This is a genomic window from Pseudomonas karstica, assembly GCF_009707515.1.
Classification (GTDB): Bacteria; Pseudomonadota; Gammaproteobacteria; order Pseudomonadales; family Pseudomonadaceae; genus Aquipseudomonas; species Aquipseudomonas karstica.
In genome coordinates, this window is the sequence record NZ_WLYI01000031.1 from 37,874 (window position 1) to 53,009 (window position 15,136).

The 15,136-nt window shown below is 58.3% G+C and carries 11 protein-coding genes and 1 pseudogene; 3 read left to right on the top strand and 9 right to left on the bottom strand.

Features of this window, described 5'->3' with window-relative positions; translation table 11 throughout:
- Positions 1-66 precede the first annotated feature (66 nt).
- The 5 genes and pseudogenes from GIR22_RS26775 to GIR22_RS20600 form a co-directional block, all read right to left on the bottom strand.
- Positions 67-930: a methyl-accepting chemotaxis protein gene (locus GIR22_RS26775; protein ID WP_425502935.1), complete on the bottom strand. Its 864-nt coding sequence runs from the start codon at positions 928-930 to the stop codon at positions 67-69.
- Positions 922-1,986, bottom strand: a pseudogene (locus GIR22_RS26780) (methyl-accepting chemotaxis protein); the annotation flags it as partial. The gene GIR22_RS26775 and the pseudogene GIR22_RS26780, both read right to left, overlap by 9 nt.
- 480 nt (positions 1,987-2,466) lie before the next feature.
- Positions 2,467-4,287: a CocE/NonD family hydrolase gene (locus GIR22_RS20590; RefSeq protein WP_154745108.1), complete on the bottom strand. Its 1,821-nt coding sequence runs from the start codon at positions 4,285-4,287 to the stop codon at positions 2,467-2,469.
- 34 nt (positions 4,288-4,321) lie between these two features.
- Entirely contained in the window at positions 4,322-5,761 is a 1,440-nt protein-coding gene (locus tag GIR22_RS20595) for a YfcC family protein (RefSeq protein ID WP_154745109.1), read from the bottom strand.
- 111 nt (positions 5,762-5,872) lie between these two features.
- Positions 5,873-6,790, bottom strand: a complete 918-nt coding sequence (locus GIR22_RS20600; protein ID WP_178122378.1) for a LysR substrate-binding domain-containing protein — start codon at positions 6,788-6,790, stop codon at positions 5,873-5,875.
- A gap of 183 nt (positions 6,791-6,973) precedes the next feature.
- On the opposite strand from GIR22_RS20600, the gene GIR22_RS20605 reads away from it, so the two are divergent.
- A complete protein-coding gene (locus GIR22_RS20605) occupies positions 6,974-8,197 on the top strand; it encodes an OprD family porin (protein ID WP_154745111.1) in 1,224 nt (407 codons plus the stop codon).
- Between the two features lie 82 nt (positions 8,198-8,279).
- Positions 8,280-8,615 (top strand): hypothetical protein, encoded by a 336-nt coding sequence (locus GIR22_RS20610; RefSeq protein ID WP_154745112.1) that lies wholly within the window; start codon positions 8,280-8,282, stop codon positions 8,613-8,615.
- A gap of 40 nt (positions 8,616-8,655) precedes the next feature.
- Here GIR22_RS20610 and GIR22_RS20615 read toward each other — a convergent pair whose 3' ends face one another.
- The 4 genes from GIR22_RS20615 to dctP all read right to left on the bottom strand — a co-directional run bounded on the left by GIR22_RS20615 (position 8,656) and on the right by dctP (position 13,333).
- On the bottom strand, positions 8,656-10,107 hold the full coding sequence (locus GIR22_RS20615; protein WP_154745113.1) for an ArnT family glycosyltransferase: 1,452 nt from the start codon (positions 10,105-10,107) through the stop codon (positions 8,656-8,658).
- A gap of 204 nt (positions 10,108-10,311) precedes the next feature.
- On the bottom strand, positions 10,312-11,595 hold the full coding sequence (dctM, locus tag GIR22_RS20620) for a C4-dicarboxylate TRAP transporter large permease protein DctM (RefSeq protein WP_154745114.1): 1,284 nt from the start codon (positions 11,593-11,595) through the stop codon (positions 10,312-10,314).
- Positions 11,592-12,221, bottom strand: a complete 630-nt coding sequence (locus GIR22_RS20625; protein WP_154745146.1) for a TRAP transporter small permease — start codon at positions 12,219-12,221, stop codon at positions 11,592-11,594. The genes dctM and GIR22_RS20625 overlap by 4 nt, the downstream gene beginning before the upstream one ends.
- A 119-nt stretch (positions 12,222-12,340) precedes the next feature.
- Complete coding sequence (gene dctP / locus GIR22_RS20630) at positions 12,341-13,333, bottom strand: C4-dicarboxylate TRAP substrate-binding protein DctP (protein ID WP_154745147.1); 993 nt, start codon at positions 13,331-13,333, stop codon at positions 12,341-12,343.
- 440 nt (positions 13,334-13,773) lie between these two features.
- Here dctP and GIR22_RS20635 point away from each other — a divergent pair, with 440 nt between their 5' ends.
- The gene (locus tag GIR22_RS20635; protein WP_154745115.1) at positions 13,774-14,985 is read left to right on the top strand and encodes a YeeE/YedE family protein; all 1,212 of its coding nucleotides are present in this window, start codon (positions 13,774-13,776) and stop codon (positions 14,983-14,985) included.
- Positions 14,986-15,136 lie beyond the last annotated feature (151 nt).

Here is a 15,136-nt window from a genome sequence, read left to right on the forward strand (position 1 = left end):
TGTCTGCGGAAAAACGCAGGCAATAAAAAACCGCCTTGGTAGGGCGGCTTTTTTACGCCAGAGTATTTACACCCGGAAATGGCTGACCATCTGCTGCAATTGGCCACCCAATCGAGCCAGTTCGACACTCGACTTGGCGGTTTCGTCACTGGCCATGGCAGTCTGTTCCGACACATCACGCACGTTGACGATGCTGCGGCTGATCTCCTCGGCGACGGCGCTTTGCTGTTCGGCAGCTGCGGCGATCTGCTGGTTCATCGACTGGATATTCGAGACTGTGCGGGTAATGGTTTCCAGTGACACACCGGCTTTGCGGGTCAACTCGACGCTGCTGTCGGTGAGGCTGCGGCTGTTGTTCATCACGTTGGCTACTTGTTGGGTGCCGTTCTGCAAACCGGCCACCAGGCCTTCGATCTCCTCGGTGGATTTCTGCGTGCGCTGAGCCAGGCCGCGGACTTCATCGGCGACCACGGCAAACCCACGTCCGGCTTCACCGGCACGTGCCGCTTCGATGGCAGCGTTGAGCGCCAGCAGGTTGGTCTGCTCGGCCACGGCCTTGATCACGTCCATCACGCTGCCGATTTTGTTGCTCTCTTGTTGCAGGTGCGCCATGGCGTCGGTGGAGCGGGCCACCTCATCGGCCAGGCGTTCGATCTGGGCGATGGCTTCGGCCACCACCTTGTCGCCGGCACGCGCTTCGCCGTCGGCAGCCGAGGCGGCCAGGGAGGCTTGCTCGGCATTGCGCGCCACTTCCTGCACGGTGGCGGTCATCTCGTGCATGGCAGTGGCCACCTGATCGGTCTCGATCTTCTGGCTGTTGACCCCGGCGCTGGTTTGCTCGGTCACGGCCGACAGTTCCTCGGCGGCGCTGGCGATCTGAGTGACACCATCGCGGATGCCGGCAATCAGTTCGCGCAAGGTGCTGCCCATGCGCTGGATACCTTGTTGCAGCGCGCCCAACTCGTCACGGCGAGTGACCTGGATGTTGTGGCTCAAATCGCCGGAGGCGATGCGCTCGACCACCGCGAGGGTTTCTTGCAATGGGCGAGTGATCTGCCGGGTGATGATCAGGGCGGCGATGATGCCCACCAGCAGGGCGAGTGCAGTGCTGATCAATTGCAGGCTGCGAGCCTGGGCGCTTTCGCTATCGCGGCGCTGCAACTGAATGTCATACAGCGCCTCGCTGCGCGAAACAATGCCTGCGCCTTGTACGGTCATTTCCTGGCGGGCGAGGACGATGTTGGCGTTGGCAGCTTTATAGGCCTGCACCGCGCTGCGATAAGCGCCGAGGGTGTTTTGCAATGCGCTCAATTCGGTTGGCTGGCTGGCGCCGAACACATTGTCCAGTTCTTTCAAACCCTTGATCGCGGCTTCGATTTGCGCTGCCGCATGCGCCTCGGTGTCTGGGTTGACGTTAGCGGTGTAGCCGCGCACTTCATAGCGGGCCAACAGGAACTGTTCCTTGGTGTGGGTGATGGCCTCGAACTGGGTAAACCGTTCGGTGCTGTCCGGTATTTGGTGCACGTTGCGCTCAAGGGTGTTGATCACCGCGTTGGCGGCGTCGGCGCGATCGCCCATGGTTTGACGTGCGGCGTTGCCGTTGCGGTAGGCCTCGCGCATTTTGTTCAGCGACTGTTGGTACGCGGTGATGATGTTTTTCTGTTCGGTGAGCAGTTTGAGGTTTTCCGGGCTTTTGAAGCTGTTCAGCAGTTTTTGCTGCTGGGCCACGAACCCGTCGAGGCTGGCCTGTACGTTTTGCGCCACGCTTTCGTCACCGTTGGCCAGCATGTATTGCAGGCGCACGATGCGCAATTTGGTCAGCGAGGCATTGAGCTGGGTGATGTCGCTCATCCAGTTGCTACGGTCGATCAACCCGCCGAGGCTGGTCCAGCCGGTGAAGGCCAGGATCGAAGTCAGGGCGAGCACCAGGCCGAAGCCCAGGCCGAGTTTCAGGTTGACGCTGAGGTTGGCGAACCAGTTGTTCATCGAATGCCTCCAGGCACGCAGTCATTTCATTGTCGGCACTGGAAGGTTGTTGTTCTTGGGGCCAGTACAAAGGTGTAGAGGGTTATCGGCTAAAAACACCTCAACTGAAGTAAGTTTTCATGCAGGCTGGATTTACCTTGCAGGCGTGCATAAAGGCCCGCTAACGATTACTCAGGCATCAGGCATCAGGCATCAGGTGCCAGGTGCATGAGGCACGAAAGGCGCTGGCGCTGCTTTTCGCGAGAAGCCCACGTTCAATTGCTCCAGATGGATCAATTCGCTGGGCTTTTCCTGCTCTGGAATCGGGTTGTTTTTGAGCAGGTAGGTGCCTATCTGGCTCAGGTAACTGCGTATTTCCTGGAACGACGGCGTGACACTGTCTCGGTGAGGCGATGCCCATGGCTATGACTCCATGGTGATGAATTGGAGTCATAGCCTGGCGCGCTCAACCAGTGTCGCGGTGGTAGATACGTGGTGTTTTCATTCGGTGTCGATGACAGTTGTCAGCACCAGGCGTGAGGCATATTCGCCTCCTAAATGAACCGTATTGAGCGCGCGTCGCCGATGCTGCGCCTGCCCCTGCGCTTCCCCGCTGTTGGGGTTGACGTCAAAGTGCGGGAAATTGCTGCTGGCGATGTCCAGGCGCAGTCGATGGCCACGTTTGAACAGGTTGCAGGTGGCGAAAGGTTCGATGACCACCTTGACGCGCTCGCCGGGTGTCAGCCATGTCGGTTGTTCCCAGGCATCGCGGTAGCGGCAACGCCGGATACCATCGGTGATATTCATCGCATAGCCGTCGGGGTAGTCGGCGCTTGGTGGGTAAACATCCACCAGCTTGGCGGTGAAGTCAGTGTCGGGCGCGTCACTGTCGATCCACAGTTCGATGTGCAAGGGGCCGGCGACGGTCAGGTCCTGTTCCAGTGGCTCGGTCTGGAAACTCAGCACATCCTCGCGCTCGGCCAGTGGACGATTGTCGCCGCGGCTGCCGAAAAAGCCGCTGGACTCCCGTTGATCGAAAGCCCCACCGGCGAACACGGGCGCCCCCGAGGTCAGCGCGCCGCCCAGGGTCGGGACGGGGTGGTTCGGGTCGGCGTAATAGCTCAAGCGATCCTTGTCGTCAGGGCGCAGCGAGCTCAGTTGGTGGCTGGCCGTGAGGTAAAGCGTGCGCGACTCGCTATGGGGCAACGGCCATTGCGAGCTATTCAGCCAGCGTCCGCCGTGTTGCATCCGGCCGTTTTGATCTTTGGCTCCACTGCCGCCGCCCATCAGGAATACCTTCACGTGAGCAGCCGTTGACGGGTGTGTCGCCTTGAGTGAATGTTCGAACCAGTTCAGCCGACAGTCCAGCCAGTTGCTGTCGACCTGCCCGTCGAATGCGGCCTGTGGGCCGAACTCGACATCACCGCTATGGGTGATATTGCGATCACCATGTAACCAGGGGCCCATGATCAATTGGTGCGAGTGGCTGCTGTTTTTGCTGAAGGCGGCGTAATTGGCCAGTGTCGAGCTGACATAGGCATCGTACCAACTGGACATGAACAGCACCGGGATGTCCGGAAGGTTCTGATAATGCCCTTCGGCGTAGATCCCCGGCGTTTGCCAGTACGGGCCAAAGTCGCCCTGGGCCCACTGTTCCAGCAGGTAGGTTTCGTATTCAGGAACATGACGCAACGGTGATTGCCCGGCTTGCCAGGGCATGCGGGCGAACCATTGGTGAATGTCTTCCTGTTCCAGGGCTTCTCGTATGGCTGGATCGGCCAGCGCCGCGGGGCTTTCCTTGGCCTGGCGAAAAGCCCAGGTCGCCTGTTTGAGTTCGAACGCGCCACCCTGGCGGATCCCACACTGATAGGCGTTGGCGAAGCCGCCGCTGTCCAGCACCATGCTACTGAGCCCCGGCGGATGCAGGCAGGCCATGGCCAACTGGGTATGGGCGGCATAAGACAAACCCATGCTGCCAATCCTGCCGTTGCACCAGGGCTGCTCGACGATCCAGGCGAGGGTGTCGACACCGTCTTCGCCCTCGGCGGTGTATTTGGTGAATACGCCTTCGGAGGCATACCGTCCGCGGCAATCCTGGAAGATCGCGACAAAGCCCTGGGCGGTAAAACGGGCGGCCATTTGCTCGCGGGAAATGTGCTGGCCGTCGAGCTGTTTTTCCGAGCGCGACGGTTTGCTCTTGTCATAGGGCGTGCGTTCGATCACCACCGGAAACGGCCCAGCGGTACCCATCGGCAGATAGATATCGGTGGCCAGGTGGATGCCATCACGCATTGGGATCATCTGGTTGTGTAGCGTCTGCATGGGGAAAACACTTCCTTGGAAAACAGTCATCGACTCAGTACCCAATCGCTACTGCAATGGCCAGCAACACCATCGCCAGCACGGCATAGATCAAAAACAATGGCAGGATGTAGCGCGCCCACTGGCCCCAGCCGACATTCGCGGTGGCCAACAACACCAGCAGGCCGCTGGAGGTCGGCGTAATCATGTTGGTCAGCCCATTGCCCATCAGGAACGCGAACACGGTGGTCTGCGGGCTGACGCCGGACAGCTGGCCCAAGGGCCCGAAGATCGGCATGGTCACGGCAGCCTGGCCCGAGGTGGACGGGATCAGCACGTCCAGTCCCAATTGCGCGAAGAACATGCCGTACGCCGAGACCAGCGGCCCGTGATCGCCCACCAGGTTGGCCAGGCTGTTGACGATGGTGTCCAGCACCTGGCCGGTGCTGAGGATTATTTCCACGGCGGTCGCCAGGCCTATCAGCACACCGGCAATCAGCACCTTTTTCATGCCGTCGACGAAAGCGCTGGCGGCGACGCTGGCGCCGAGCCCGGCGATTACACTGAAGGCCACGGTCAGCAACAGGTAGAACGCCGACAGTTCGTGGTATTTCCACTCCCAGCGGTTGGAGGCGTAGACCAGGAAGCCGATGCCGGTGCCAAGCACAAGCAGGTTTGCCAGATGACGGACAGGCAGCGGCTTGCGTTCGAAAGTGATCTGCGCGCTGGCATCAAAACCATGCTTGCGAATGCTCCACAGCACAAACCCAATGCCCACCAACAGGAAGGTGCAGTAGGCGAGGACGCGCATACTCAAGCCGCTGAAAATCGGCAGCCCGACCATTGGCTGGGCCACCGACAGCGCCACCGGGTTTGAGATCGACGCCAGGTAGCCGATCTTCACCGAGATGGTGACGATGGCCAGGCCGATAAGGTTCGATAGCCCCAGGCGGTTGGCCATGGCGACCATCAGCGGCACGATCAGGATGAATTCCTTGGCCAGGCCCATAAAGGTGCTGCCGGCGGAAAACACCAGCATCAGGCTGGGCACCAGCACGTAGATGTTGCCTCGGGTCAGCCCCAGCAAGCGCTCCAATCCGGCGTCGATCACCCCGGCCTTGTTCAACACGCCAAACATGCCGCCAATGAACAGCACCATGAAAATCAACGCTGCGCGCTTCTCGATGCCCTGGGGAATGGCCATGAAACCTTCCACCAGCGACACCGGGCGGGCCACGCTGTCACCGGCTTTACGCGGCTCCAGTGAGAGCAATTGGCCCAGGGCGTTGTGTTTTTCCAGCACCTGATAAGAGCCAGGCACCACCAGGCCGTCCTGGCGCTGGAACTTGCCCGAGTTCACCGCGTAGGTAAACGCCACCGCGAGCAAGACGATGCTCAGCAGGATAATGGCCGGGTTGATTTGTTTACGTTGTGCGGGTTTGTCCGCCGCCACTTCGGCTGGCGGTTGGGTACGGATGATCTGCGGTTCGGTCATGCTGGCTGCCCCTGCGTGCGCTCCCCTTGTAGGTGGGCAGGCACTGTTTTTGTTTTGGGTAATGACGCTTGGTTGGGCGGACACTAGGGCAAAGTTTTACCGGCGACAACGTTATGCGTGGGATGGGTTGGGGTATGCGTTTTCTGCGGCCAGACGCTGTTTGAGGTGTTCGGCAAATGCGGTCACCACTTGCGACCTTGGCTCATCGGCGCGAAATGCCAGGCCAAACGCATAGGGTAACGCCGGGCGGAAGGGGCGGATGACAATAGGCAGGTGCAGGAAATGGCTGGCCAGCAAACCATTGACGATCGATACCCCCAGGCCTTCGGCAACAAAGCTGCATGCGGCACCCACCGAGTGCACTTCGACCCGCACCTGAGGCGTGAGGTTGGCGGCGCGAAATATCTGGTTCAGCTCTGCTCGCAGCGCTCGTTGTCGCCCCAGCATTACCAACGGCACGTCTCGCAGATGCTGCGCCTCAATGACCGCGTGGCGGCTCAACGGGTGCCCCACTGGCATCACGCACACGCCTTCGGTTTGCAACACCGGCTCGATGTCGAAGTCGGGAATTTCGGTGGGTAGGCGTACAAAGCCCAGGTCAGCGGAACGGTCCAGTACGGCCCGTTCGATCATGTCGTAGGAGCCGGTCAGCAGCTCGACGACAATCTCCTCATGGCTCTTGAGAAACTCGGCGACGATCCGTGGCAGCAGCTCCTGGGTCATGCTGGTAGGCACCCCGACCTTGAGCAGGCTCTTGCGTGAGCGGCCCACACGCATCTCATCGGCCAGGCGCTGGATACGCTGCATGCCGTCCACCAGCCCAGCGACTTCTGCGAGCAGCTCTTCAGCTTCCGGAGTCGCCATCAGTCGACCCTTTTTGCGCAGGAACAAGGCAACGCCCAAGGCCTCTTCCAACTGGCTCAACAGGCGGCTGACCGCCGATTGCGACAGGCCCATGCGGGTCGAGGCGCCGATGGTCGACCCGGTGGACATGATTGCCTTGAAGGCTTCGAGCTGCTTGAGGTTCACCGTGATTTTCCTATCGGTTGCGAAGGCGGGAGATGCTTTGCGCATAGCTTGATGCGCTTCACGCATAACGTTGTCGGGTGTTCGCTGAGCCGTTAGTGTCCGCCGCAATGCGACTTGCCGTCCAGCCTGTCGCACTTAGCAACTGCCTATAAAAATCGACAATACGGCATTGGAGAAAAGGTTATGCGTGAGCTGTTCACGAAAGCGGGCGTGGTGTCTGCAGGGATATTGGCAGGCCTGTCGACGCCGTTGATGGCCCAGGGTTTCTGGGAGGACTCCCACGGCAAGTTGACCTTGCGCAATTACTACTTCAACGACGGTTACCGCGACGGCGGTGAGGACCGCAAAGAGTGGGCCCAGGGTTTTTTGCTCAACCTGCAATCGGGTTATACAGAAGGTACTGTGGGTTTTGGCCTGGATGCGCAGGGGTTGTCGGGGATCAGGCTCGACTCCAGCCGCACCCATGCCGGCACCGGATTGCTGCCGGTTAACGACGATGGTCGTGCGGCCAGCGAGTTTTCAAGCCTGGGCGTCACGGCGAAGATGCGCATCGGCGGCGCCGTGGTGAAAACCGGCACACTGTTGCCGAAAATCCCGGTGCTGGTGCACAACGATGGCCGCTTGTTACCGCAGACCTTCCAGGGCACTCAAGTCGAGTACACCGGTGTGCGCAACTTGTACCTGCACACCGGGCATCTGGACAAATTCAAACAGCGTAACTCCAGCGACAGCGTGGATATTTATCCACAGGGCTACACCGGCAAAAAGGGCAGTGACTTTGATTTCGCCGGCGCCACCTATGCCTTCACGCCCGCCCTCAGCGGCACGTGGTACTACGGTGAAATGCGCGAATTCTATCGGCAGAATTTTTTTGGCCTGGTGCATAAGCTGCCGTTGGGCAGTGGCAACCTGACCAGTGATCTGCGCTATTTCATCAGCGGCGAAGCGGGGGAGGCGCGCAATGGCAAGGTCGACAGCAATATGTTCAGCGGGCTGTTCACCTATCGGCTGGGGCCCCAGGCGTTGGGTGTGGGTTACCAGAAAGTCACGGGTGATACAGCGCTGCCCTATGCCAGTGTGTCGACGGTGTACTCCTTCAGCAACGCAGGTGTAGGCAAGTTTATCCAGGCCGGCGAGCAGACCTGGATGCTGCGGTATGACTACGACTTTGCCGCGTTGCTGCCGGGTTTGAGTTTCATGACCCGCTACTACAAGGGCCAGGACGGCGACTTCAAGGGCCGCGAGGCACGGGAGTGGGAATCGGATACCAACCTGCGCTATGTGATCCAGGACAGTGTCTTCAAAGGGGTGGGTGTTGAATTGCGCAAGGCGACGTATCGCTCCACCTACGCCAGTGACCGGGACAACTATCGGGTCTACCTGACGTATGACCTGGCGCTCTGGTAACGGTACTAATCAGGCGACAATGTCGTTAGAGTACGCCGCGCTCGAGAACTGAGTCTCGGGCTTTTACCCATGGAGTTTTACCTTGAACCACGTCAGTAAAATCGCTGCTTCCCTGTTATTGGCCCTGACTGTCAGCGGTTGCACCGGTACCGCCATGAAGACCCAGCAACTGGACCCGAGCCAATACACCGTGATTGGCCACAGTGAAGCGAAGGCCACCGGCCTGCTGCTGCTGGGCGTTATCCCGATCAGGCAGAACAGCCGTTTTGTGCGGGCGCAAACCGCGGCCATCCAAGCCAAGGGCGGCGATGCCATGATCAATACGCAAATCCAGGAAAACTGGTTCTGGGCGTGGGTCCTGACGGGTTACACCACCAAGGTGTCGGGTGATGTGGTCAAGCTGAAAACCGCTCAGTAAGGGCGCGAAGGAGCGCTTGCCCAAGCGCTCCTCTTGCTGATCAGTGCTCAACAAGGTAGTAAGGCTGACGGTTCACTGCCATCGCCTTGACCACCTTGATCGGCACGCCCAGCCGGTCGGTGTTATCCACCAACGCCATATTCCCCGGCTTGGCGGCTAGATAGTCGGTTAATTCCTGTTCCGACTGCAGAATCCTCAAGTAACCCTGTATATAAAATACGCTGGCACCCGCGATCCGTTCGTTTGGTCGATACAACGCCACGTTGTTGCCCTCGGCTTGTATCGCCTGGACCTGGCTGATCAATGGCACGAACGACTGGCGGATATCGGCCTTCGGTGCAAACCAGGACGCGGCGATCAGGTAACACGCAACCACAAAGGTAAAGACGCCCCCTGCCAGGCCCCGGCGATGGTTATAGATGTGCGCAGCAACGTGTGATGTTTGCGTGCGACTCTTTAACCCGCCCAGTAATACCCTGCCATATTCGGCGGCCAGCACCGCGGCGGCCGGAGTCAGCGACATCAGGTACACCGTGCGCTTGCTCGACGCCAACGTCAGCAGGGTGAACTGCGCCACTAACCATACCGTGAAGAACAGCCGGTAACGGTTGCGCACCAGGCTTTTGCGAAAGTGCCACAAACCCAGGTATACGAGGATATTCCACGGCAAAAAAGCCTCGGGTAATTTGGCGATGTAGTAATAGAAGGGTTCGTAGTGACCGGCCTCGATAAAGGAGCCGCTGAAACGTCCGACACTGTTGGTCAACAGCACCTCACCGACTGCCTGCATCCCTGCGCGCTGGAATAGAAAGCCCAGCCAGATCGCCAGGGGAACAAGGGCCAGCAGCGTAAACAACCCGGGGCGAAGCCAGTCGCCGGGCTTGAAGTGCTTATCCATCAGGCTGGTGCTGGCCAGGTAGACAAAAATCACAATGCCGGGCATCGCCAGGCCCAGTACGCCCTTGCTCAAGGTGGCAATCACCATGCCTAGGGTAAACAGTAGCCAGGTACCCAGGTTGGAGGTGGAGCGTTCGGGCTCGGGGCGATTGGCTTGATAAAACGCCAGCAAGGCCATGGTCACGCCGAGGCTGAGCAACGCATCTTCACCGACCCCACGCGCGTTGCTCCAGTAGCTGCCCATGGTCGCCAGCATCAGCCCTGCGACAAACGCCAGGTTCTTTGGCCGGCCAAACTTGCGCAACATTGCGTACAGCAACATCACGCTGAACAACCCGGCACACGCCGACGCCAGGCGGACCGCCCCAGAGGTGCCGCCAAACAGGCGAATCGCCCCGGCGTCGATCCACAGGCTCAAGGGTGGTTTTTCCAAAAAGGGTTCACCAAACAACCGGGGCACCACCCAGTCGTTATCCAGGTGCATCGTCATGGCGATCCCGGCTACTCGGGCTTCGGTCGAGCCTTGCAGTTCATGATTACCAAGGGCAAAGAAAAACAACAGGGCAGCGAGCAGCAATAGAGCGGAGCGCGTCATGGGGTTTGGCTACCGGGGCAAAGGACTGTTCGGAAGAGCGGTCCGGGCATTCGGCGAGTATACGAGGGCGATTCTTAACAATTCGTGAATGAGTGATAGGTTTTTGTAAGGTTGGCCATGTTCAATCAAGGCAACTTCAGGCTGATCAAGATAAAAAAGCCCGGCACAAGGCCGGGCGAAAAGGTTGCAATCGATACGTTCGGTTTAGCTCATGCCCAGCCAGTTAGGCAAGGCCAGGGACACCGACGGGATGTAGGTAATGACTACCAGGAAGGCCAAAAGTATCATCAGCCAAGGCCACGCAGCGCGGATCACCTGTGTCAGCGGCATACCGGTTACCGCTGAGGTGACGAACAGGTTCAGGCCCACGGGTGGGGTTATCAAGCCGATCTCCATGTTGACCACCATGATGATGCCAAGGTGGATCGGATCGATGCCCAGTTGCATGGCAATCGGGAACAGGATGGGGGCGAGGATCAGGATGATTGCCGACGGCTCCATAAAAGCGCCTGCGACCAACAGCACAATGTTCACCACCAACAGGAACTGCCAAGGTGCAAAGCCCGCTTCGATCACCCAGGCAGTGATGGTCTGCGGAATTTGCTCAGTGGTCAGTACGTGGGCGAAGAGCATGGCGTTGGCAATTATGAACATCAGCATAATTGTCAACTTGCCGGAGTCGATCAGTACTTTTGGGCACTCGCGGAAGCTCAAGTCCTTATACACAAAGAGCGCTACAAAACCTGCATACACCGCAGCCACGGCTGCCGCCTCGGTTGGGGTGAACATGCCGGAGTAAATGCCGCCGAGAATGATCACCATCAGGAGCAAGCCCCAGACAGCTTTGCGTGCGGCGGTGAGTAACTCGCGCAAGGTTGCACGAGGTTGCGCTGGCAGGTTCATTTTGCGGGCGACTATGTAGATCGCCACCATCAATGCCAAGCCCAGCAACAAGCCTGGAATAACCCCTGCCATAAACAGCTTGCCGACCGATTGCTCGGTCGCTGCTGCGTACACAACCATCACAATCGATGGCGGAATCAGAATGCCCAGCGTGCCAGCGTTACAGATGATGCCTGCGCCGAAGGCTTGTGGATAACCCGAACGCACCATACCGGCAATCGCAATAGAGCCGACCGCTGCAACGGTTGCAGGCGATGAGCCTGACAATGCTGCGAATAACATGCAGGCCATAACTGCCGAAATCGCCAAACCACCACGAATGTGGCCGACACAGGCGTTAGCGAAGTCGATTAAACGCTTGGCCACGCCGCCGGTGGTCATGAACGCTCCCGATAGCAGGAAGAACGGAATCGCCAGCAGCGTGTAGTGCTCGGAGGTTTCAAACAACTTGATGGCCAGCGAGCGAACCGAGTCCGGGCTGAACAACATAATCGTCACCGAGCCTGCCAGGCCCAGTGAGATCGCTATGGGCACGCCGATAAACATCAGCACAAAGAGTGCGACAAAAAGGAACAAAATCGTCATTGGTTTTGCTCCTGATCGTTTAGTTTCAGCGCATCTGCTGCTTCATCAGCCAAACCCAGGCCGGTTTGCTGATTAGTCAGAATGCGCACCAGGATTTCCACAAAGCGGACAAACACCATGGCGTAACCGAACGGTACGATGGCTGCGATATGCCATTGGGCGATGCCGTAATGGCCGAGGTCTTCAGCGCCGATGTCGGCGATAAACAGGGTTTTGACCCAATCAAAGCTGCCAACCCCAATCATCACGGCGTAAGTCAGGCAGGCAACACAGGCAACCAAGCCAATGATGCGCTGGGTCGGCCGCGAGGCCAGTTTGACCAATGCATCTACACCGATATGCCCGGCGGTACGTACGCCGTAAGCCAGGCCGAAAAAGATTAACCAGGCGAACAGCGCCTTGGTTAAAGCAATGCTCCACGTCATTGACTGGGCCATGCCAAGAAGGAAGTCGCCAATCGAAAACAACACCTCGCTACCGCCTTCCCAGTGGTCGGCCCAGTTGTAGAAAAAGGTATAGATGTTGTTGAGAACTACGTAGCTAAAGGTTACCAGCGTCATCATCCCTAATAAAAAGGCGATGAAGCCCTCTTCAAAATGGTCCCAAATGCGTCGCAAGGCATTCATCAATAATATCTCCAAAGGCGAGGGACGAAGACCGTGGTAAACCACGATCTCGCCTAAAAACCCAGTGCCCATGCATAGGCACTCAACTGGTTTTAGAGCCGCAGTGCGGCTGATTCACCTTACTGGTTGGAAGCTTCAGCAGCCTTGATCAGGTCAGGGCCGATGTCGTTTTCAAATTTCTTCCAGACAGGCTTCATGGCATCGCGCCACTCGGTACGTTGCTCTGGAGTCAGATTGATGATTTCGCTGGTCTTGGCGTCGATGATGCGCTGCTTGTCACCTGCGTTCAGTGCTTCAGCTTGCTTGTTCACGTCAGCGGTCACTTCAACCAGGATCTTGTTCAGCTCCGTGCGGATATCTTCCGGCAGGCCGTTCCAGAACTTGGTATTGGCGATCAGCATGTAGTCCAAAACACCGTGATTGGATTCGGTGATGTATTTTTGAACTTCATTGAGCTTCTGGCTGTAGATATTCGAGTACGGGTTTTCCGCACCGTTGACAACGCCAGTCTGCAGGCCCTGGTAAACCTCGGCGAAGCTCATTTTACGTGGATTGGCACGAACGGCCTTGAACTGCTCTTCGAGTACTGCAGAAGCCTGCACACGGAACTTCAGGCCACGTGCATCTTTTGGCTCGTGCAATGCTTTGTTGGCCGACAATTGCTTCATGCCGTTGTGCCAATAGCCAAGCCCGGTGATGTTTTTCGACTCCATCGAGGCGAGTAGCTCCTGGCCTTGGGGGCCCTGCTGGAATTTGTCGACTGCCTTAATGTCGTTGAACAGGAATGGCAGGTCGAAAATCTGCAGTTTTGGGGTGTAGTGCTCGAACTTGGCAAGCGATGGGGCGATCAGTTGCACATCCCCGAGCAGCAGGGCTTCCATTTCCTTACCGTCACCGAACAGCGACGAGTTAGGGTAAACCTCTACCCGTACTTTGCCGGGTAGACGCTCCTCAACCAGTTTTTTGAAAAGGTTGGCACCTTGGCCTTTCGGCGTGTTGTCGGCTACAACGTGGGAGAATTTGATCACGATCGGGTCGGCCCCATGGGCCATACCGGCGATGCTCATTGACAGAGCACAATATGCGAGTGCCTTGGCAGCAGTTTTGAACATGCGAATATTCCTCTTATTGTATTTATAACGCTGAGCGCCGTCGCGCGAAAACGGGCTAACAACAAGTCTAGGTCGCATGTCAGAAAAGGAGGGGCGCATGCTAGAAATTGCCTAGGTTTTATTTGTTGTGTCGCCCAAAAATTAAACAGCAATAAACATGCCGCGCTGCGCTCTATGGAGAGGTAGCGAGTTTCAGTATTGGGTTATTTGAGTTTATATTTGATTTAAAAGAAGTTTTTGGTTTTGGCGAGGTTCTTTGGTTATCCAGCATTTACACAGCAATAGCGGGTTTTTTGTTGGTTTTGGCGGTTTTCCGCCAGTGTGGCGGGATTGTTTGGCGGCTTTTCGCCATGACGGGTTGCATAAAGATCAAGACCCTCTCCTGGGTTTATACTCGGCGCCATCGCAATTAACCAAAATCAAACGAACTGAGATACCTCATGAGCTTTTCTCTTCCTGCGACACCTGCGCACAAGCCGGTCGCGCCACTGCTGGCGTTTGTCTTCCTGCTGTTTGGCGCCGTGTTCCTGCAAAACAGCGTCGGCTCGCGCCAAGTGCTGTTGCTGGTGGTCGGCGCGGCGCTGGGGTTGACGCTTTATCACGCAGCCTTCGGTTTTACCTCGGCCTGGCGGGTGTTCATCAATGATCGGCGTGGCGCGGGTTTGCGTGCGCAAATGGTGATGCTGGCGGTGGCGGTGGTGCTGTTCTTCCCCGCGCTGGGCGCGGGCACTTTGTTCGGTCAGCCAGTGGTCGGGCTAGTGGCGCCGGCCGGGGTTTCGGTGGTGTTCGGTGCGTTCATTTTCGGCATCGGCATGCAGTTGGGCGGCGGATGTGCGTCAGGTACCTTGTTCACCGTGGGCGGCGGTAATGCACGCATGCTGGTGACCTTGTTGTTCTTTATCTGCGGTTCGTTGATCGCCACTCACCATGTTGACTGGTGGTTTTCGCTGCCCTCGTTCCCGGCGACTTCCATCGTCAAAAGCTTCGGCGTGGTTCCGGCATTGCTCGTGAGCCTGGCCGTGTTCGCAATCATTGCGGCTGTGACCGTACGCCTGGAAAAACGTCGTCATGGACAGCTTGAAGAGGGCGTGACCAGCGAACACCAAGGGCTGCGCCGCTTCTTGCGCGGGCCGTGGCCATTGGTATGGGGCGCGATTGGATTGGCCTTGCTCAACTACGCCACCCTGGCGCTGGCCGGACGGCCGTGGGGTATTACTTCGGCGTTCGCGCTGTGGGGCGCCAAGGTTGCCAGCGGGTTGGGCGTCGATGTCGGCAGTTGGGTGTTCTGGCAGATCCCGGGCAATGCCAAGGCCCTGGTTGCGCCGGTGTGGGAAGACGTCACCAGCGTCATGGACATCGGCATCATCTTTGGTGCGCTGTTGGCCGCAGGCCTGGCCGGGCGTTTCGCACCCAACCTGAAAATCCCGGCCCGCTCGCTGTTCGCGGCGGTGATCGGTGGTCTGCTGCTCGGTTATGGCTCGCGTCTGGCGTACGGCTGCAACATCGGCGCCTACTTCAGTGGCATCGCCTCGGGCAGCCTGCATGGCTGGCTGTGGCTGGTGGCTGCGTTTATCGGTAATAGCGTGGGCGTGCGTCTGCGGCCGTTCTTCTTTGCGGGCGAGCGTACGAAGGTGGCGTTGAGCGGTTGCTGAGAGCTGGTGTGTGCCTGGGTTGACGCCTCGTTAGCTTTCACGGGGCCCCGTAGGTTCTGTGGCGAGCAGCCCGGTGCCGTCTCGCTCACTATGGTTTTCAAGGCGCCGAACAGGCGCCTTTTTTCATCACTTTGGCGGCATAGAGGCTTTA

Excerpts from the sequence above, each read along its gene's own strand:
- GIR22_RS26775 (WP_425502935.1), bottom strand. The coding sequence starts at position 930 with ATGGGCAGCACCTTGCGCGAACTGATTGCCGGCATCCGCGATGGTGTC.
- GIR22_RS20590 (WP_154745108.1), bottom strand. The coding sequence starts at position 4,287 with ATGCAGACGCTACACAACCAGATGATCCCAATGCGTGATGGCATCCAC.
- GIR22_RS20595 (WP_154745109.1), bottom strand. The coding sequence starts at position 5,761 with ATGACCGAACCGCAGATCATCCGTACCCAACCGCCAGCCGAAGTGGCG.
- GIR22_RS20605 (WP_154745111.1), top strand. The coding sequence starts at position 6,974 with ATGCGTGAGCTGTTCACGAAAGCGGGCGTGGTGTCTGCAGGGATATTG.
- GIR22_RS20615 (WP_154745113.1), bottom strand. The coding sequence starts at position 10,107 with ATGACGCGCTCCGCTCTATTGCTGCTCGCTGCCCTGTTGTTTTTCTTT.
- dctM (WP_154745114.1), bottom strand. The coding sequence starts at position 11,595 with ATGACGATTTTGTTCCTTTTTGTCGCACTCTTTGTGCTGATGTTTATC.
- GIR22_RS20625 (WP_154745146.1), bottom strand. The coding sequence starts at position 12,221 with ATGAATGCCTTGCGACGCATTTGGGACCATTTTGAAGAGGGCTTCATC.
- dctP (WP_154745147.1), bottom strand. The coding sequence starts at position 13,333 with ATGTTCAAAACTGCTGCCAAGGCACTCGCATATTGTGCTCTGTCAATG.
- GIR22_RS20635 (WP_154745115.1), top strand. The coding sequence starts at position 13,774 with ATGAGCTTTTCTCTTCCTGCGACACCTGCGCACAAGCCGGTCGCGCCA.